The following is a 17207-nucleotide window of genomic DNA, read 5'->3' on the forward strand; positions in this document are numbered from 1 at the left end:
AGGCGTACGCAATCAAACTGGAGACGCATTATGACCCACGTGCTTAACAACAAGTCCTTCAAAGCCCTTGTCGACGCCCTGTGTGAACCAAAGGACGCTCTGGAACCGCACGTTCCCATGACGTTCGACATTGAGGCCTGTGAGGGCTTCGACGACACCACAGTCAGCCAGATGGACCCTGACGTCTTTTCGATCATCCAGGAAGACGAAGACGGTCAGCTGCACGACATCGAGCTATCCCGCGCCATGGCCGAAACGGTCATCAAGCGCCTCACAACCCTTCTGGCAGCCTAAAGGAGCCTCCATGGATACACCCTCAGAATACTCCAGAGACGCAAGCCCTTTCGGCTTCAAGTTCAATCCCGACACCGCTCCAGGTGGTAAGGACCATCGGGAAACCTATGCGGTCGAAGCGTCCGACACGAACCCCAAGGACCTGGCCGGCCGAATGAAGCCTGCAACGTTCTCTGTGGTGCCTGTCGCCCCGATGTTTCAGATCGGCAAGGTGATGTCCCTGGGCGCCGCAAAGTACGGTGCGTTCAACTATCGGGACAAACCGATCTCCGAAAGTGTCTACCTGGACGCCTTCATGCGCCACATGGCCGCGGTGATCGATGGGCAAGATGTCGACCCCGAGTCCGGTCAGTCACATGTCGCCCATATGGCTGCCGGCTGCATCATCCTGTTGGACGCTATGAACGTCGGGACCCTCATTCGCGACCTGCCACGCAACGGCATGAGCGAGAAGGTCCTGTTGGGCATGGCGGTACCAGGGACGCAGGTTGGCGTGATCAATACGTAATGAAATCGATGAAATACCCCCAAGGCCTTCGTGGTCCTGGGGGTATTTTTTCGGTTTCGGAATGACTGGCAGGATTATCGGCTCTAGAAGGGTCCTTAGGGGCATTATTCTTCCAGGGGGCCTATATGAGCACTGAGGTGCGTGGCGGGATCAAATCGGTCGCCTGGATGGCTGGCCGGATACTTCTGGTCACTATTGGCTGGTTGACGCTCATGGCGGCTTATTTCTCGGTAAGTGGCCTTTTGCAGCAAGCTGCGACGCCTCCCTATATGTCTGCCAAGATATTTGGGGCTAACATGTGGGACCGCGGCTATTTTTATACTGAAGGGTCTTTTAATAATGACAGTGCGATAAGCGACGGTGATCAGCTGCCTCCCCAAACAATCCGCATCGTCTGTGTGCAGTTAGAAATGGTCTGCACCCTCGCTACAGCTGAGGTCTCTGACAACTTCTTGAGTCTAGATATGACGCGGTATGATATAACGACCTGGGACGATAAGCAGATTACCGTTGTCGACACCACACCGTTATGCGTCACTCAGACAATGATTATCGATAGGGCCGCAGAGACCTTCACGATGATCGTCAGGAGGAAGTCGAACTTACCGGACGTGAGTGCAAGCGGGGCCCCTAACCGGTGCTCAAACATCATAGATAAGAATATCTCCATAGTGGACGGGATGGACGTCTACGAGCGCCTTAGGGCCCGCTTCGACCAAAAGTACGGCCTGTACCTTCACGCCGCGCTGTTCCTGATGAACGCACTGTACTTTGGCGCCATATGGCTCTGGTGGCGCCGGCGGAGAGCCGCTCAGGGCGCCTTTAAATCCAATATTTAACTCGAGGGACCAGATGGCTACCAATCCGACAACTCAAGGACCTGTGGCCCCGCAGCCGGTGGTCATAAAGGTCGAAGGGTCTGGGGGCGGCCCGTGGCCCATCCTGTTACTCTCCGTCGTTGTGGCGATCGTTGTGCCTATATCGGTCGGAAAGATGAACCAGGATGCAAGTCATGAAGGTATCGATAAGGACTACGTTGGCCTTGCAGTAAACATCTTGAACGCAAAAGGCTCTCCGCCTGAAAGTAGACAATGGGCGCTGAATGTCCTGAACAAACTGTCTCCGGTACCATTCACGCGTGAAGGCGTGCAGGACCTGAAGGCTGGAAATCCATTGTATAGCACTGTCTCAGGCGCCGTAGCCGAACCGCTATATGGCCCAACACACCCATTCATTAAAAAGGGCGCCGAACCGGTTCAGCCATGTAAATCCGTCCCATTACCTCCTGGAAAGACAATCAATGACGATCAAATTCTAGATTTTGCCGTGCGCCTATCGGAGGCGTATGAAGAGTGCGCCTTAAAACAAAGCTACGCTGTACAGATGATCGACATCCTTCAGCATACGAATAAAACACCACAAGCCATTCATGAGAAAACGCCCAAGATGCACGTCCTAGAGGTTAAGCCCTGACCTTCAAAGCCAAAGAGCCGGCGCCGTCAAGACTCCAGGCGCCTAGCGAACCGAACGGCCTTGTCGATTCCAGCCTGGTCCTTTTGGATTAGGTCGACCGGCCGAATGGTCCCGATGCCTTCCTCGAGGCTGTAGAGGTAATCCAACACGTCCCACCCGTCGGTATCCGGTATGGCCTTCAAGACCGCGACGACACCGGGATGGACCTGTCCGGCAACAAACTGGAACGCAGGGTAACGCCTCATAGGACCATCCTGGACAGCTAGAACCTTTCGATCGGAAACGGCCTGATAGATTTCCTGATGTGTCTTTATGCCCAAAATGCGCATGACCTCACCGACCTCTAGAAGGCCGCCGGCTTGCCTAGCGAGCTCTGTGTTGACAATTAGTCCTAGAGCCAACTCTTCGGACGTGTAGGCATCATCTGGCTCATTATCGTTCGTCATAAAGGCCTTCAGTCCGCGGAGGCTGTAGTGATAACGCTCAACAAGTCACCTTGTGCCGATGAGGACTTCGCGGCCTTTTTGTAAATCACCGATGGGTCGACATACGGCAGTCGCGGCCGCTCACCATTCAGTATCTGTTGGATCGTGAGAATTTGAAGGGCGTCATATTTGTTGCCGTGGAGTTCTATCGTTCCTGCCTCCCTGGCGAATTTACGCATAGGGCCAGTTGGTTCCCGTAGGCAGACAAACACGCCAAAGCCCATAGTCGCGGCATCGGACCTCGTGACACCATGCAAGTCCCTAATCTCGGACAGTTTGGGCTCACCAGACTTCACGGACACAGCGGCCCATTTAGCTGCCTTGTCGAACCCGTTTGGCTTGAACGGAATGCGGCCGTCAACACCACCATCGGCACCCTTCTTCTCATTTGGTTTGGCATCAATGTTCGTAACTGCCCAAATCTCGAAGGCCTTCCGGTCACGCAGGGCGAGCATTTCGGCGCCAGTCATATCCTTAGGCAATCCATCGATCTCGTAGTCCCTGCCGATACCTTCCTCTAGGCCCGGGAAGGAGCCACCAAGCCGTGTGCGCTTGATGAGCTGGATGGCAAATGATGAGATATCGATCCCGATCCATTGGCGCTGCAGGCGCTCTGAAGCCTCAATGGTCGTACCGCACCCGCAAAACGGATCGAACACCACATCGCCCTTATTGGAGCTTGCTTCGATAATCCTGCCAAGCAACGAAAGGGGCTTCTGGGTAGGGTACCCGAGGCGCTCAGCGGCCTTTGGGGATAGCCACCTCACATCCTCGTCAATGCCTTCATTTGTGCCAAAGACTGTTCCGCCAGTGTAAGGCTGAAATGTCCATAAATCCGATGCTGAGACGCCGCGGCTGGGGTCAACTTCCATATATGGCAGCGGCCAGGCTTCGTTCGGAGCAATCGTAATGAAACCGGCCTCGTAGAGCATCTCTAGTTTTTCAGGGGTCGATTTACCCCTGATATCAGGCTTCACCTCAAACCCATTCCAAATATCGCCGGGGATAGCCCAGTGGCGTCCTTTAGATGTGGGGTCGAAACCCCGCCAAACTGCTGCTGAGGTTCCGTTCCGGACGCCGCTGCCTGTCATCACGTTGCCGTAGTAATCCGTCCGGTATTTACCGTCTGTGCCTTTGATGAAATGCTCATCAACATGACCACGCATGTAAGGCCGCTTAGGGTTGTTCCAGGTGAAAACATCGGACTTCGTATAGTACAGGATGGTGTCGTGGATAGGCGCCCAACGCTTCGACTTGCCGTGGCTACCCGTGCGTCGCCAAATGATTTCGCTCCGGAACCTTGTGGGCCCAAAGATCGCATCAAGGATCAGTTTAAGATAATGGGAGGCGTTAGGGTCGCAATGTAAATATAAGGACCCAGTGTCCTTCATGATCCTATGAATTTCTGTAAGCCTGATACCCATATTGACCAAATAGGCCATCATCGGACACTTGCCCAAACTCACCTTCAAGGCGTCAATTAGCGTCGCTAGGCGTGTGGTTCCATGTAGGGAGATAAGCTCTAAGGCCTCATCGGCTGATTTGTCCCATACCCAGGTGTCCTTGAAGGCCGTCCATTGGGCTTCGTCGACATCAAGTCCTTCGGCCTGAAAGAAGACGTTATAGTCCTCATCAGAATTGAATGGCGGATCAAGATACACAAGGTCCACCAGGCCATCTGGCAGGTTGCCCATTACGCTCAAATTGTCACCAAAGTAGAGTCTGCGAATGGGCTTTTCGGAATCTTTTGGCATGACCAGAAACGCACCCCGTTTGGAACCTTTAGGCACTCATTAGCCCGTCAGCAGGAACGATAGCGGAGACGTTAGGTATCGGCAAAGGGCTTTCCGTTCCTACCGGCAACCATCCCGAAAAAATAACCCCAGGGCCAATCGGGGCCGAGGGGTTATTTTAGGTCAGTAGAAGGTTTCTGGACGGAAACTTGCAGAGGCCGGAAGGCCGTTGGCTTAGTGGATGCCCAGGGCGCTCAGGAGCCTGTCGCCAAGCATCCCGATGATCCCTGCGATCGCGGTGGCCGCAAAGCCTACCAGTTTCACGAAGGTCCGTTGGGCGATCTGGGCTTCCTCGAGTTCATCAAGGCGCAGATCGTGCTTCTCAACGGCTGCCTCGAGCTTAGTGGCCCGTTCGGCCGCAAAGTCGATTTTGACTTCGATACGTGCCAGGCGGTCCCTCACGTCCATAAGGACTGAATCGGTGGTGAGGGGTTCCATTAGCCGACCTTACGGATCTGGAAGTACGAGGCGTTTCCGAAGACGCTCTTGGCGCGAACCTGGAAGTTTGTCTCAGTGGTCTCGAGGCCGGCGGTGTAGCCGCAAACGACTTTATCCGTGGGCGAGCTGATGCCGAATGCGAAAACATAGCCGGCAGGCATCCATACGGTAGTAGAACCGCGGCACATTCCAGCCGCAGGGCTGTGGGTTGCGATGGTGTAGTGTTCGCCCGCTCCCCCCGCAACATTTATGAGGTCGACCCCGTTATGGTCGAGAGGTGTCGCAAATCCAAAATTCGGATAGTACGAAGCTGTTATCTCATAGAAACCTTCATCAGTGATTTGAAGGCACCGGGGATCAGGGGTCGAGCCGGTGAACGGGCCCACAGCAGGCCATGTGAGCCATGAAGGGAGACTTGGCTCCAGATGGTACCCAATTTCCATGTAGTAGGAAGATGTATACTGGCCATTGGTGGGCATGAAGGTAGCAACCTTCGAGTAATCCAGCAGTCCACCACCGCTAGTACCATCGGCCCCTGCAGGGCCTACCGGACCAACCGGACCAACGGCACCATCGGCGCCATCCGCACCTGCCGGACCAGCCGGTCCCGGGATGCCATCGGCACCAGTCGGGCCAATCGGGCCTTGGTCGCCCGTATCGCCCTTGTCGCCCTTAGGGCCAAGAGCACCGCGCGGGTCGATCGCGGATTTTGCGTAGAAACTTGCCGTCACTTAGGGGGTCCTATTCGTCCCCAGTGGGGAGGTTCCATGCGCCCCCAGCCCGGTACATTCCGGGTTCTGAGGGAGCTTCAAGGGTGCTCATCGAGGGAGCGGGAGCGTCTTCAGGAAGGTCGATTGAACCGACATGAAGAAACTGTTCGTTGTAGAGGTAGTAAGTCACCAGAGGCATTAGGTTTTAATCCAGGCACTGAGAGAGAGGCTCCCGGTACTGAATGCCGGAAGGACGAACTGGGTCGCAGGGTTGATGTCCGGCATCGAAGCGTACGCAATGCCACCAGAAGTCGAAAAGCCTGACGTGTAACAGGCAATGAACTGCTGGTTATTGAAGGACACACCGTACCCCTGGACCATCGGACCAATCGTCCCCAGAAGGGGATAACGGTCTTCCCAGGTCACGAGGTCATAGGAGACCTTGAGGCGCGATCTGGCATCCGCTGAGGTGCCTGAGGACATCACGACGTACGTGCCATTGCCATAAGCAACGCTTGCGCAGTTCAGGACGTTTGAGTCTCCGATAAGCGACGGGAGCCAGGTGACACCATCTGATGACGTCACGATACGACCTGCGGCGCCGACGGCAACGAACTGCGTTCCTGTCCAGATGACACTGAAGAGGTTGCTCGTGGTATTGCTGGTTGCTGTGATCCAGTTGATGCCGTCCGTGCTCGTGAAGATCGCCCCGGAAGTACCAGTGACAACCAACAGACCAGCGCCCTGGGCAATACTATAAAGCGGCCGTGTGGCGAGAGGTCCGGTACGACGATACCAGTTCAAACCATCGGGTGACGTCATGATCAAAGTGGTCGGAGAGACGTTTGCCTGGCCGACCGCAATGAACTGTGTGCCATCCCAGGCAACATCGCGGATCGCAAGGATATCGAGTGCCGGCGAGCCAGAGGCTAGAATAGGCGTTCGGACAGTCCAGGTGGCCGCGTTAGGTGCCGTGATGAACTGCGTGCTTGCAGTCCCAACAGCCAAATTCAACGAAGACGAATAGGCAAACCCACTTGGGGCACCAGTCATCGTCAGGGCGATAGTGGTCCAGGTGATGCCATTTGGAGACGTCTGGAGCCCTGCGTTCGTCCCGACAATATGGACACCAAAGATATAACCAGGCTTGTTGCAAAGCGGGTTCGCAATGGCCTTACCGTCTACCCAGATGTCCGCAGAGTTGTATGTGGTTCCGAACAGGGTCCCAAGCGCCGGATAGGCAGACTTGAGGTACGTTCCGCCCAGGAGGGGAAGCCATCCGACCTTCGAGGCCGCACGTGTCAGGAGCCGAACGTCACCTGTTGCAATTGTCATATCGGCGCCAGCAGGGCCGGTTGGACCAGTCGGACCAATGAGCCCTTGAATACCCTGGATACCTTGAGGACCAGTGGCACCTGTTGCGCCGGTGGCCCCCGTGGCGCCTGCTGCACCATTGGTTCCGTTCGTACCAGCTGCACCTGTAGCGCCAGTGGCACCTGTAGCACCGTCTGCACCATTCGTGCCGGCCGGTCCCTGGATACCCTGAGGACCAGTGGCGCCAGCTGCACCTGTGGCGCCTGTCAGGCCGATAGGACCTTGAGGACCGGTCGGACCATCTGCACCAGTCGGGCCGGTCAGACCAATCGGCCCCTGAGGACCGGTAGCGCCTGTGGCACCAGTGGCACCTGTAGCGCCGGTCAGTCCAGTCAGGCCTCGAGGACCTGTGGCACCTGCGGGACCTGTAGCACCGGCCGGGCCAACGGCGCCTGTAGCACCAGTCGGACCAGCTGCACCTGTGGCGCCTGAACCTGCAGGGCCTGTGGCGCCGGCGGGACCAATGTCGCCCTGGGGACCGGCAGCACCGGTCGGGCCGGCGGGACCCTGAGGACCAGCGGGCCCAGTGTCGCCTTTGTCGCCCTTAGGGCCAACCGGATTTACCGGTTCCGTACCGTAGAATGTTGTCGACACGTGATGTCCTAATAGTCTCCGCAGATCGCGGGTTGAATGGCCATGGGGCCTGAAAATACTTCGTCGATTGCCTGTTCAGCGAGTTCGTCACGGTACTGTTGGTTCTTCGCCTGGAAGCGAGCGGCCCGTTCGTCCTCGAAGAAATCGGCAGCCAACTCAGCGGCGCCGTAGAGGACCGCATTGGTGCACGCGAGGGTCCAGGGGTTATTGTCCGTATCGGCCACCAGGGCATCCGTCTGGCTGAAGTAGTTCAGGTAGACCGTCGAGTCCGCCTGGGGCTTCGGTTTGATCATCCAGCGGTCGCCGACCTTGATGAACAGACGGGGCGTACCGCAGTCTTCGGTCTTGAGGAAACGGCTGATGTCACACTGCTCGAGCTCATTGTCGTCAGTGAAGAAGTTCATCAGTTCCAGATAGTCCCGCGGGATACGGATGGCGTTCGTGATGCCGTCCATAGTCACCGGAAGGAGCTTCTCCATGAACCCCAGGCGCAAGATACGCTCGAGGTCGCTGATGACCTGATTGACGAACTGGCCGGCGAGGGCATCCGTAATGTCTTTGCGGTTGATAAGGGCCTTGAGGGCCAATTTGATCTCGCCGTAGTTCATGGTGTTAAAATCTCTTGTTGGTCGTGATGAACCCATCGAGTGCCTCAAGCCGCAGGCGGGCGAGGATCATGGGAACCGTGATGTTCTTGTCGGACAGGATGTTGAAACCCTGGCGGCACCATTTGTTGAAGACGGCCTCAGGGATTCTGCAGGCCAGGATGGCGTCTGTGTTCTTGCGGAACTTCTGGCCGTCCAGTGTCCGGAGCTCTTCGTTTTCCTTCATGAACTCATCGGTGATGACCTGGTGGCCAACGATGTGTCCTGAGAACATTCCGTCGCTTGAGGGTTCGTCCAGGACCAGGCGATCAGTCGCCCGGGTGATGTCAAATGTCATTCGGTACTCTTGGGGAGGTGCCCAGAGGCTACCTGTTGGATTATTCTTGATTGGACATACGGAAACCCCCCAGGCTCCAATTAAGGAACCCAGGGGGCTAACGGACGTCAGGGTCGTCTAGTCCTTGCGGACCAGGCGGTTGCCTTTAGGCGTCGAGGTTCGTGATCGCGAAGCCCGAACGGTAGTTCTTGGACTTCAGGCCACGCTCGGTGACGATCATGGTCGTTTCAGCGTCGCCCGTCTTCGCCAGGGCTTCACGCTTGTAGCCGCGGAGGACCACGTCAGCCCACATCTCGGCATCGAGGCCCAGAGCGTGTTCGAACGCGTTCATCTCGAGGTTCTTGACGACCTTGAGTTCAGCGTACGGCGTCACGTAGACGTCGATGCTGTTCACGATCTTGTTCGGGGTTTCCGAAACGTCGCGGGTGCGGGTTGCGTTGCCCGAGAAAGCCGCAACGAGCTTGGCGTCCTTCATGCGGATCATCAGGATATCCGGAGTACCGCCGGCGTTTGCCGAGGCTTCCGTTGCGTCCATGATCGCATCTTCGGTCAGACCAGCGCCCAGGGCGTCGACCGTCACGTCTGCATGAATCTGAGCCAGAGCGCCGGCGGTCACGCGAGCGGTGTCTTCGTCGACAGCGTCAACCATCGTCTGAGGCGAAACGTATGCACGCTCCAAGTCGAGCTTCAGTTCCTTGCCGACCTTGACGGTCTGGTAGGCTGTTTCACGGGCGCGGCCGTACTGCTTGACAGTGTCCTGGGTGTCCGAGATTTTGAACGTGTCGCTCAGAATCTGCGTGACGTTCTTGCGCATCAGGGTCGCAGCGCGGGCTGACACAGTTGCGTCGGCGCCTTCCTTCTTGGCGTTCGCAGCTGAGGCACGCAGGCGATCTTCCTGCCACTTGAACTCAACGTTCTTCGTGGTGTCGCTGCCGATTGCCGTGAGGAACGGCGTCTTCGAGGGCGTGATGTTGGTGATGATGTCCGAGACATCTTCGACGCGGCCAACGGCGTCAAAAGTCGTGTAGGTTGCAGAAGTCATAATATTCTCTTTTGGTAGTTAGATGGCGCCACTCTGGACGCACGTCGGGTTGGTTTGGGTAGGTTGGTAGTTAGCCCTTGGCGCCCCAACGCCCCATAAGGAGCGCGACAGCGTCATCAGTCGATCCGGTCTTCCGGAGGCGTTCTGTAAGGACCTTAGTCTTCTTCACCGAAGTCAGTTCGGCAGTCGGGCGTTCGCCGGTTCCGCTCTTGAAGGTCTTGGCGGGTGCCGCTTCGACTTTCTTCGTAACGGCCGTCTTGCCCTTGTCGTACAGCATGGCCTTGTGGAGCAGCTTGATGACCGATGCGTCGACGATATTGTCAACGTCATTGGCTTCCAGGCCCTGTGAGACACCGTATGCCCGGATGGAGCCGTAAAGCTCATCGGACCAATTCGGGATGTCCCGCTTGAGGGTCTCGACGGCTTCCATTGCGCGACGCTGGGTTTCAGCTGTCTGGCGCGTCTGGGTGTCCGTAGTGAACTCCTGGGCCTTGCCGAGCACCGTCTGGTACCGCTTGTTCGCCTCAACGGCCATTCCGCGGTATGCCTTGAAGTCTTCAGGCGACAATTCGGTCTGGAGAACCAGCCAATCTATGCCTTCAAATTCCTTCAGCTGTGACTGCGCGTCCTCGAGGGTTGCCTGAAGGGCTGCCGCATAGCGACCTCCGATCTCATCGGCTTCCTTGCGGACTGCCGCGACTTCCTGCGACTTTCGGGTGAGTGAGGCTTCCTGTCCGTAAAGGCGCTTGAGGTCCTTGATGGGAACGGTGACATCCTGGCCATCAACGGAAATCGTCACGATGTGGTCGTCGGTAGCCTGGGGCGCCTCTGACTTATCGGACTTCTCGTTGCCGGCGGGGTCTTCTTCGTTCGCATCGGTACCTTCGTCTTCCGGTTCCGTGCCGTCCTCGTCGTTTGCATCATCGGCCTGGATGGTGCCTTCGTCTTCTTCGTCCGTTTCGGACTCAGTGGCCTTTGAGGTCTTCGAGCTTCCGGTGGTGCTGGTGGCCTTTTCGGCGCCTTCCCAACGGGCTGTCAGTGCTTCAATTGCAGCATCCTCTGAGAGGGCGCTGTCGTTCGTGTTGGTGTCGTCCAGTGAATGGATAGACATTTAATAGGTATCGCTTTCTTGTTCGGCCGGCTCCGTCTGGAGTTGGGCCACTATGGAATCCTTCAGGGCAACGCGGGCTGTTAGCTCCGCTTCGATCGCCTGGAGGCCTTGGTGTTTGTAATAGAGACGCTCACGACCTTGCGGATCGTCAGGCGCCGTTTCGAGCATTTGCACCGCTATCTCGAAGGACAAATCCTTGAGGAGCTTTGCGAAGAAAGGAGTGTCAAGCAGGACCTGGGCTTCAAGTCCCGCTTGCACATCCCGGCTCTCACTTTCGGAGAACGGGTTCATTTAGTTCCTAGCTGTTTGGCGAAATGATCGTCGCGACCTTCTCGTTTGCGGGATCGGCCTGTGTGGCCACATTCGTCGCAATCTCGAGTTCGGCCATTGCCACGTCGATACGGTTCTCGGTTTCCTTGTCCTTCCGATCTTCAGCACGTCCAGCAAGTGCCAGGCGAATATCTTCGATCTTCTGGTTCATCTCGAACTGCATGGTTTCCATCTGGGCCTGATGCGCCAGCTGTTGTTCACGCAGAGCAACCTCCTTGTCCTCACGAGCCGTCTTCTTGATGAGGGCATCGAGTTCCGCCTGGGCCTTGGGGTCCGGAGCGGGCGGTTGGAGTGTCGTGGGATCCACCAGGTAGTCCTGGAAGTTCTTGATGTCCTTCAGCTTGAAGACCGTCGACATCAGGTTGTACTTCTGTTGCTCGCCGTACATGCGGGCCATAGACTCGTCGGAACCCATGATCTTATGGGCCGTGAGGTATTCCTCGACGACCTGATCGCGTTCACCGAAACCGAGCTTCAGGTCCACTGTGACATGGCGCCTTGAGGTCCACTGGCCAGGAGTGACCGGAACGAACTCGCCGGCCAACTCGAAGACCTTTTCGGACTTCTCGTTTTCGATGACCAGCTCGTACACCTTGAGGTACAGCTCCCTGAGGAACTGGATGGCAAAGTGCCTGGCGACGACCTTCTGGCGAACCTGTGAGTTCGACGTCAGTTGCTCCACGAGGCCCTGTGAGTTCTGCTTGGACATGGCGTCCTTGCTGAGACCCTGGGAGAGCCTCGAGATGCCGGTAATGTCCTCACGGTCGCTGTCCGTCATCTGAAGGACCTGGAATGCCTGGGGAGGCAACTGGCCTTGAGGCATCGGGAGGATGCTTTCACGGTCCTTCACGTTCACGATGCCACCGTTACGGGGATCGAGAAGTTCGCGAGGGTTCGTTAGGCCACCTTTGACCACCTGCCACCGCGGATTAGCTGCGTTGACTGTGAGCTCGAGGATCGAACGTGTCAGCACGGTCTTGGCGTTTGCGATCGGCATCACGTTCTGGGCGTAGTTGGTGCCGTAGAACGTGTGAGGGATCGGCAAGGGACGGAAGGCGCAGAAGGGGTGAGACTTCACCTTTTCCTTGTGGAGAATGACGCCACTTGCATGGACCACACGCCACAAACGCTGCACGCCGGCACCTTCAAGGTCGATACGGAGATAGCTGTCGTAAACGGTGACCTCACGGCCCGCTTCGTCTTCAGCATCATCGCTGCCCCAAAGGACACCGTCTTCCGTTGCCTCATGGCGCTGTGTGCGCTCCATGTTGACGTTAAGGTCGTCATCATCGCCACCGATGGAATCCACCAGGTCCTGATCGTAACCTTCTTCGACCAACTGGCCGAGCGTCTTCAAGGCCCGATGGGCGCAATAAGATGCCCTGCGGAGGTCCTTGGTCCGGCTGGCCACAATGAACTCTTCCGGCGGAATGGTATCAATGCGGACCTGGCTCGTGTCGACCATCTGGTTCGCAAAGCCCGTATAGAGCTTGGAGCCGTCGGGGCCGATTGTGACTTTTGGCTTCGCTTGGAGTTCGAACCCAGGGTGCTGCATGACACCGATAAAGTGCTCTTCAGGCATCTGTTCGAACGCATGTTCCGCTTCGATCTCTGAGGACTTTTCCCAGTAGACCTTGGCGACACCGACACGCGCCGTAAGGCCATCGTGCATAACGTCACCGAAAATCTCCAGGCCATCGTTCAGCCGGAAAATCTGATAGTCCGTGTAGGACGATGCGATGCGGGCCATTGCGGTGTCGTTGGCATTCTGCGGGGAGAACTGGACGATGTTGTTGCCGGCGGCAAACGTCTCGAGCAGCTGGCCCTTCATGGCCTCTACGGCGTTGTAGACGTCCCTGGAGATGTACTTCGAGCCGCCTTCGCGGACCGGGAGCGGCTTCTTGCCGTTGTAGGCATCCGTGATGTCCTGGCGTTCGCGTGCCAGCTTGCTGTCGAGAATTCCGACACCCTGGGATGCCTGACGTTTACAAGCTGACAGCAGCTGAGCGTCCGATATTGCTTTACGCTTTGACTGCGCCATTAAATTGATCCGAAATATGAATCCTCCGGGACCTCGATGGGATCGAAGCGGCCTTCATGGATGTGATTGGTGATTGCCAGGGCCATGACGGTATCGTCGTGGGAGCCGTACTCAGCCTCCATGCCACCCGTGTTTGGGTTGACGACGAAGGTCATGAGTTCCTGGATGGTTTTCTGGTCGTTCAGTTCGATGGTGCCGTCACGGATGGCTGCACGCAGTTCGCTGATGATGAGGGGTTTTGATATCTGATCGGTTTTGAAGCCGACCTTTGCGACCTCTTCGTCACGCATCTTGTCGTACTGGAGGCGCCGATAAAGGTTCGGATAGTCGAAGTCCTTTTCGAGCCTGGTGTTCGGCAAGATACCCTGGTTGTTCACTTCAACGGCCAGAAGGGCGTCATTGTAGTAAAGGCCCAGGTGGTAAACCGTGGTGGCCCAGAAGTCCGGATCGACGTGTCCGCGCCATACGGCAACCTGACGTTTCCGACTGTCGAAGACCTGAGCGACCGTATAGTCGCCTTCGAATTCCCCATTGGACTTGCGAGCCCCAGGGATGCCTTCAGCGACGTCGGAACCGATGGTGTAACTTTCGGCCGGGTTGTGTTCCCGATAGACCAGGAGCTCACCGCGAGGGTCCGGCATGAATTCCGGCTTGGGACCTAACTGAAGGCCCAGACGGTGAATGATGTTCGGACAGACTGCCAGGCGTTCGTGAAGCTTCTCGAGGTTGAACACAGGGCGACCTGAGGTCAGGAAGGCTTCCATCGCGTTCGACGGGTATTCCTGCTTGAACAGATCGAGACCGTCGGCCGCAACCTTCCGTCGGCGCCACATGAGCTGTCCGTCCGAAAGGCCATGCTTTTCCGCCAGTTCCTCTTCGTCCAGGGTGCGCGTGAAGCCCTCGATGGGTTCCTCACAGTATTCGTCCTGGATAAACCACGGGAGGAAGACCTGAATGAACCCGTTGCCTTCAGGGTCCAGGGGATCCAGGCGGGCGCCTTGCCAGTATTCGTAGAAGGGACCTGAGGTACCTCGAGCGGTCGATTCGATCGCAACGAACGTGTCGTCATTCTTTGGGACGGCCTGGAGGAGACCGTTCAGGATGTCTGCGGCTTTACCTTTAGGCCAAAGGCCCAATTCGGACGCATGGACCAACTGGAGGGTTTCACCGCGGCCAACCGTATCGGAGCCGGCAGTACCCACCATGTACCCAGAGTCCAGGATGTCGAACTTGAGTTCCCGTACGGACGATGCGCCACTTGAGGGCTTGCAGGGGTGGCCAGGCTCGATGCTGTCGTAAAACCGCTTGGTCATATCGAACAGCGCCTTGGTGCTATCCGTCTTGTGCGTGATGACCATGGCCTTTTGGCCTTTGTGCTGGGTGGTCCACCAGAACATGAAGGCGCCCCAGAGTGTCGACAGGCCCATCTGGCGGGCCTTGAGGACAACCACGCGGACCCTGCCGGTCTTCTGCCACTGGTCCAGGATTTGTTCGAAGAACTGCCTCTGGGCACGGTTAAGCTTGAAGGGGAGGGTCTCGCCGGTTTTCGTTCTGATCTTGAGGATACGCGGGGCGTAATACTCGAAGTCGTTCAGGAGCCTGAGGCGGGCGGCCTTGCGTTTCTTCTCGAGGGCCTTCTGGGCCAGCTCGTCTGCAGTCAGGGGCGCAACGGCCATAAATTACTCGTTGTCTGTGGCCTCATCGTCATCGTCCAGGAGCTCGTCGAGGATATCCTCAGCGGTCCGTACGGTAACTTCCTTGATGGCGACGGGTTTGGATTTCGTGAAATCGAGGATCAGCCGGGCTGCGGCGATCTTGTTCGCGTCGGCTGTCTGGCTCTTCATGACCGTCAATGCGGTCTCGAGTGCCTGGACGGCGCGTGTGTCCTCAGGGAGAATGCCCTGCTTCTTCATTTTGCTCATGATAATCTTGACCTCGGGGCGAGCCTCTTGAAGCACGATGGCGTGCTGCTTGGCTGTCAGGTGATAGGGAACGCCCGGTTTACGGCCGCAGTTCTTGAATGATTCCGGAGTGCGCTTCGCGGCGTTTGCCTTTTGGGCTGCCGAGCGTTCCTCTGGTGACATATCGGTGTATTGGTTCCGATAGTTTCCTTGTCGTCTCTTCGGTTTCACAACCACCGGTGCAACTCGAGGCTCCTTGAGCGCCTCTAGGGCGAATAGGACCACGGTCTTCGGTTTGTTCTTCACGCCAGGCGGGCGACCGCGAGGGTTGCCGGTACGCTTGGTAGGCATGAGGTATCCTTGAAATTCTGTGGGGTCTCAGGGGCCAGGCAGGTCTGTTGGGAGCCTGCCTGGCCTTGAGGTTTCGTTTAGTATTGCCCGTTGGGGACTTGCTGATCGCCCTGGGGCCCGTAGGCGCTAGGGTCCTTGTTCCCAAGGAACGCAGGCGCCAGAAGGTTTGTCTTCTGGGACATACGGCGAACCATCTCAGCGGCACTTTCGGCACCGGCTGGACGTGAGGTCATTGCGTGACGCAAGGCTTTTTGACCGGCCTGGCTGTAGGCCATACGGCCCGCAATGATTGTTGCTGCAAGGGTCGGATTGACCATACCGGTAACGGCGCCAATTCCGGCCGCAGGGGCCGCGCCTACGCCGATAGCCTTCATGATTGCTGCGTTCAGAGGGGTGCCGCTATCTCCGACTTTCATCGGAAGAACATCCTTACCGGCATCGGCCAGGTCAGACATCAAGGCAACGCCTCGCGCTGTGGCGTTGTGGCGCGAACTTCTGTCGCCGGCTTTCACCGCAGCTTGAAGGCTGTTTGGTGTGAACAGCCCGTTAGTGGAGCCTGTTCTGGAAGCAGCATCCTCAACGCGTGCGAGCATTGCAAAGCCGCTTCTGGCCTTCTGAAGTGCAGCAGTTGTCTCAGGTGAGTTCTGACGCTCCATAGCGTCGCGGACGGCGCCTTGAGCTTCTTGCAGATAGTCCTTCTGCACAATCATGTGCGGATCGGTGGTTACACCACGGGCACTGATATGTTTACCAAGCGCCGAGTCAACGCGATTGGCGTCAGCACCGGAAAGGTGATTTCCCGCCCGTGTGAGCGAACCATCAACTGCCTCTGTGACAATCTTGGTTAGGTGCTGGGCTTGTTCCGGCGGGAGGTCGATAGCCGCCCGATCGAAAATATCTGCGAGATGTCCGTACAATTCGCTATCCGGCTTCAGTTCAGCATGAGCCAGAGCTTTGTCGTATGCGCTGGAAACGACATCATGAGCGCTCTGGACGTTCGTTCTATCGAAGCCAGGCGTATACTCCAGAGGGGCTCCTACAGCTGTGCGTACACGGTTAGTTGCAGCACGAGCGTAGGATTCTGCGCCACGATTGTATGCATCAGCCACACCTGTTCCAGGAACACGGCTAAGGGCATTTTCGACTTTCTGCAAAGCTCCGCCGGCGATCTGACCTGGTGTGAGCTCGACGCCTTCAGCCAGCAGTTTTTTGACGTTCTCTCGGGTTTGGGGACTGACGACACGCGATAACGCACCCATCGCCTTATGGCCCACACCGCTCAATGCGCCGCCTTCGAGTGCAGAAACTGCACGGTCCTTCAGGTCACCTTCACCGGACCCTAAACCGTATGCAGCACCATCAAGCACCGCAGTGCCCAACTTGCCGACGGCTGCAACGGCCTTGGCGCCTTGGAGAGCCCTTGAGGCAGGATTGATGAAACCGCCGGCCAGTTGGCCAACAAGCCTCCCGGCGCCTGATTCTGCATCACGCTTCCGGTAGACCTTCAGGTTGTCGTCGTAACTTGATGTGCCACCAAGGGCCCCACCGGCGACCGATTGGGCACCTGCAGCGATCTCATCGGCAAAACCAAAAGTTGCACCATCGGCAACCCCACGCACCACATCGACCGCAGTGTCTCCCCAGGTGCGGGAAGGCTTTTCGGTTTCATGTGGTGCCGTGGAGTTTTGCTCTTGGGCTTGAGGGGCGCCCAGGTGACGGTCGTGTACGTACCTAATGGCATCTTGCGCTGTAGCGCCTTCCGGAACGTTCACTTTGAAATTACGTCCGTCCGGTGACGTTACGTTGAAAGATGGCATTAT

Annotated in this window: 18 protein-coding genes; 4 read left to right on the plus strand and 14 right to left on the minus strand. The window is 57.1% G+C overall.

What is annotated here, in order from left to right:
- Positions 1-30: 30 nt before the first annotated feature.
- From EUV02_RS03850 to EUV02_RS03865, 4 genes are all read left to right on the plus strand, one after another.
- Positions 31-294 (plus strand): hypothetical protein, encoded by a 264-nt coding sequence (locus tag EUV02_RS03850; protein WP_135244879.1) that lies wholly within the window; start codon positions 31-33, stop codon positions 292-294.
- Between the two features lie 10 nt (positions 295-304).
- On the plus strand, positions 305-802 hold the full coding sequence (locus EUV02_RS03855; protein ID WP_135244880.1) for a dATP/dGTP diphosphohydrolase domain-containing protein: 498 nt from the start codon (positions 305-307) through the stop codon (positions 800-802).
- A 125-nt stretch (positions 803-927) separates the two neighbouring features.
- A complete protein-coding gene (locus EUV02_RS03860; RefSeq protein WP_135244881.1) occupies positions 928-1641 on the plus strand; it encodes a hypothetical protein in 714 nt (237 codons plus the stop codon).
- A 13-nt stretch (positions 1642-1654) separates the two neighbouring features.
- A complete protein-coding gene (locus EUV02_RS03865; RefSeq protein WP_135244882.1) occupies positions 1655-2275 on the plus strand; it encodes a hypothetical protein in 621 nt (206 codons plus the stop codon).
- Positions 2276-2301: 26 nt separating this feature from the next.
- Here EUV02_RS03865 and EUV02_RS03870 read toward each other — a convergent pair whose 3' ends face one another.
- From EUV02_RS03870 to EUV02_RS03935, 14 genes are all read right to left on the minus strand, one after another.
- Positions 2302-2721: a hypothetical protein gene (locus tag EUV02_RS03870; protein WP_135244883.1), complete on the minus strand. Its 420-nt coding sequence runs from the start codon at positions 2719-2721 to the stop codon at positions 2302-2304.
- An 8-nt stretch (positions 2722-2729) separates the two neighbouring features.
- The gene (locus tag EUV02_RS03875) at positions 2730-4514 is read right to left on the minus strand and encodes a DNA methyltransferase (protein ID WP_135244884.1); all 1785 of its coding nucleotides are present in this window, start codon (positions 4512-4514) and stop codon (positions 2730-2732) included.
- A 213-nt stretch (positions 4515-4727) separates the two neighbouring features.
- Positions 4728-4991, minus strand: coding sequence for a hypothetical protein (locus tag EUV02_RS03880; RefSeq protein ID WP_135244885.1), 264 nt, complete (start codon positions 4989-4991; stop codon positions 4728-4730).
- On the minus strand, positions 4991-5722 hold the full coding sequence (locus tag EUV02_RS15595; RefSeq protein WP_166430487.1) for a collagen-like protein: 732 nt from the start codon (positions 5720-5722) through the stop codon (positions 4991-4993). Before EUV02_RS15595 ends, EUV02_RS03880 begins: the two co-directional genes overlap by 1 nt.
- A 177-nt stretch (positions 5723-5899) precedes the next feature.
- Positions 5900-7036, minus strand: a complete 1137-nt coding sequence (locus tag EUV02_RS15870; RefSeq protein ID WP_243445797.1) for a WD40/YVTN/BNR-like repeat-containing protein — start codon at positions 7034-7036, stop codon at positions 5900-5902.
- 641 nt (positions 7037-7677) lie between these two features.
- Positions 7678-8277 (minus strand): phage adaptor protein, encoded by a 600-nt coding sequence (locus EUV02_RS03895; protein ID WP_135244886.1) that lies wholly within the window; start codon positions 8275-8277, stop codon positions 7678-7680.
- 4 nt (positions 8278-8281) lie between these two features.
- Positions 8282-8611, minus strand: coding sequence for a hypothetical protein (locus EUV02_RS03900; protein ID WP_135244887.1), 330 nt, complete (start codon positions 8609-8611; stop codon positions 8282-8284).
- A gap of 145 nt (positions 8612-8756) precedes the next feature.
- Positions 8757-9653: an SU10 major capsid protein gene (locus EUV02_RS03905; protein WP_135244888.1), complete on the minus strand. Its 897-nt coding sequence runs from the start codon at positions 9651-9653 to the stop codon at positions 8757-8759.
- 70 nt (positions 9654-9723) lie between these two features.
- On the minus strand, positions 9724-10764 hold the full coding sequence (locus tag EUV02_RS03910) for a hypothetical protein (protein ID WP_135244889.1): 1041 nt from the start codon (positions 10762-10764) through the stop codon (positions 9724-9726).
- Positions 10765-11055, minus strand: coding sequence for a hypothetical protein (locus EUV02_RS03915; RefSeq protein ID WP_135244890.1), 291 nt, complete (start codon positions 11053-11055; stop codon positions 10765-10767).
- Between the two features lie 7 nt (positions 11056-11062).
- A complete protein-coding gene (locus tag EUV02_RS03920) occupies positions 11063-13135 on the minus strand; it encodes a portal protein (protein ID WP_135244891.1) in 2073 nt (690 codons plus the stop codon).
- Entirely contained in the window at positions 13135-14811 is a 1677-nt protein-coding gene (locus EUV02_RS03925; protein ID WP_135244892.1) for a terminase large subunit, read from the minus strand. Before EUV02_RS03925 ends, EUV02_RS03920 begins: the two co-directional genes overlap by 1 nt.
- Before the next feature lie 3 nt (positions 14812-14814).
- Positions 14815-15387: a hypothetical protein gene (locus EUV02_RS03930; protein WP_135244893.1), complete on the minus strand. Its 573-nt coding sequence runs from the start codon at positions 15385-15387 to the stop codon at positions 14815-14817.
- A 77-nt stretch (positions 15388-15464) separates the two neighbouring features.
- Positions 15465-17204 carry a hypothetical protein gene (locus tag EUV02_RS03935; RefSeq protein WP_135244894.1) on the minus strand — a complete coding sequence of 580 codons (1740 nt, stop codon included), beginning with the start codon at positions 17202-17204 and terminating at the stop codon, positions 15465-15467.
- Positions 17205-17207: the final 3 nt, after the last annotated feature.

This window comes from Glacieibacterium arshaanense (assembly GCF_004681125.1).
GTDB lineage: Bacteria > Pseudomonadota > Alphaproteobacteria > Sphingomonadales > Sphingomonadaceae > Polymorphobacter_A > Polymorphobacter_A arshaanense.

Excerpts from the sequence above, each read along its gene's own strand:
- EUV02_RS03865 (WP_135244882.1), top strand. The coding sequence starts at position 1,655 with ATGGCTACCAATCCGACAACTCAAGGACCTGTGGCCCCGCAGCCGGTG.
- EUV02_RS03870 (WP_135244883.1), bottom strand. The coding sequence starts at position 2,721 with ATGACGAACGATAATGAGCCAGATGATGCCTACACGTCCGAAGAGTTG.
- EUV02_RS03935 (WP_135244894.1), bottom strand. The coding sequence starts at position 17,204 with ATGCCATCTTTCAACGTAACGTCACCGGACGGACGTAATTTCAAAGTG.
- EUV02_RS03880 (WP_135244885.1), bottom strand. The coding sequence starts at position 4,991 with ATGGAACCCCTCACCACCGATTCAGTCCTTATGGACGTGAGGGACCGC.
- EUV02_RS03855 (WP_135244880.1), top strand. The coding sequence starts at position 305 with ATGGATACACCCTCAGAATACTCCAGAGACGCAAGCCCTTTCGGCTTC.
- EUV02_RS03925 (WP_135244892.1), bottom strand. The coding sequence starts at position 14,811 with ATGGCCGTTGCGCCCCTGACTGCAGACGAGCTGGCCCAGAAGGCCCTC.
- EUV02_RS03860 (WP_135244881.1), top strand. The coding sequence starts at position 928 with ATGAGCACTGAGGTGCGTGGCGGGATCAAATCGGTCGCCTGGATGGCT.
- EUV02_RS03900 (WP_135244887.1), bottom strand. The coding sequence starts at position 8,611 with ATGACATTTGACATCACCCGGGCGACTGATCGCCTGGTCCTGGACGAA.
- EUV02_RS15870 (WP_243445797.1), bottom strand. The coding sequence starts at position 7,036 with ATGACAATTGCAACAGGTGACGTTCGGCTCCTGACACGTGCGGCCTCG.
- EUV02_RS03920 (WP_135244891.1), bottom strand. The coding sequence starts at position 13,135 with ATGGCGCAGTCAAAGCGTAAAGCAATATCGGACGCTCAGCTGCTGTCA.
- EUV02_RS03930 (WP_135244893.1), bottom strand. The coding sequence starts at position 15,387 with ATGCCTACCAAGCGTACCGGCAACCCTCGCGGTCGCCCGCCTGGCGTG.
- EUV02_RS03875 (WP_135244884.1), bottom strand. The coding sequence starts at position 4,514 with ATGCCAAAAGATTCCGAAAAGCCCATTCGCAGACTCTACTTTGGTGAC.
- EUV02_RS03895 (WP_135244886.1), bottom strand. The coding sequence starts at position 8,277 with ATGAACTACGGCGAGATCAAATTGGCCCTCAAGGCCCTTATCAACCGC.
- EUV02_RS03910 (WP_135244889.1), bottom strand. The coding sequence starts at position 10,764 with ATGTCTATCCATTCACTGGACGACACCAACACGAACGACAGCGCCCTC.
- EUV02_RS03905 (WP_135244888.1), bottom strand. The coding sequence starts at position 9,653 with ATGACTTCTGCAACCTACACGACTTTTGACGCCGTTGGCCGCGTCGAA.
- EUV02_RS03915 (WP_135244890.1), bottom strand. The coding sequence starts at position 11,055 with ATGAACCCGTTCTCCGAAAGTGAGAGCCGGGATGTGCAAGCGGGACTT.
- EUV02_RS03850 (WP_135244879.1), top strand. The coding sequence starts at position 31 with ATGACCCACGTGCTTAACAACAAGTCCTTCAAAGCCCTTGTCGACGCC.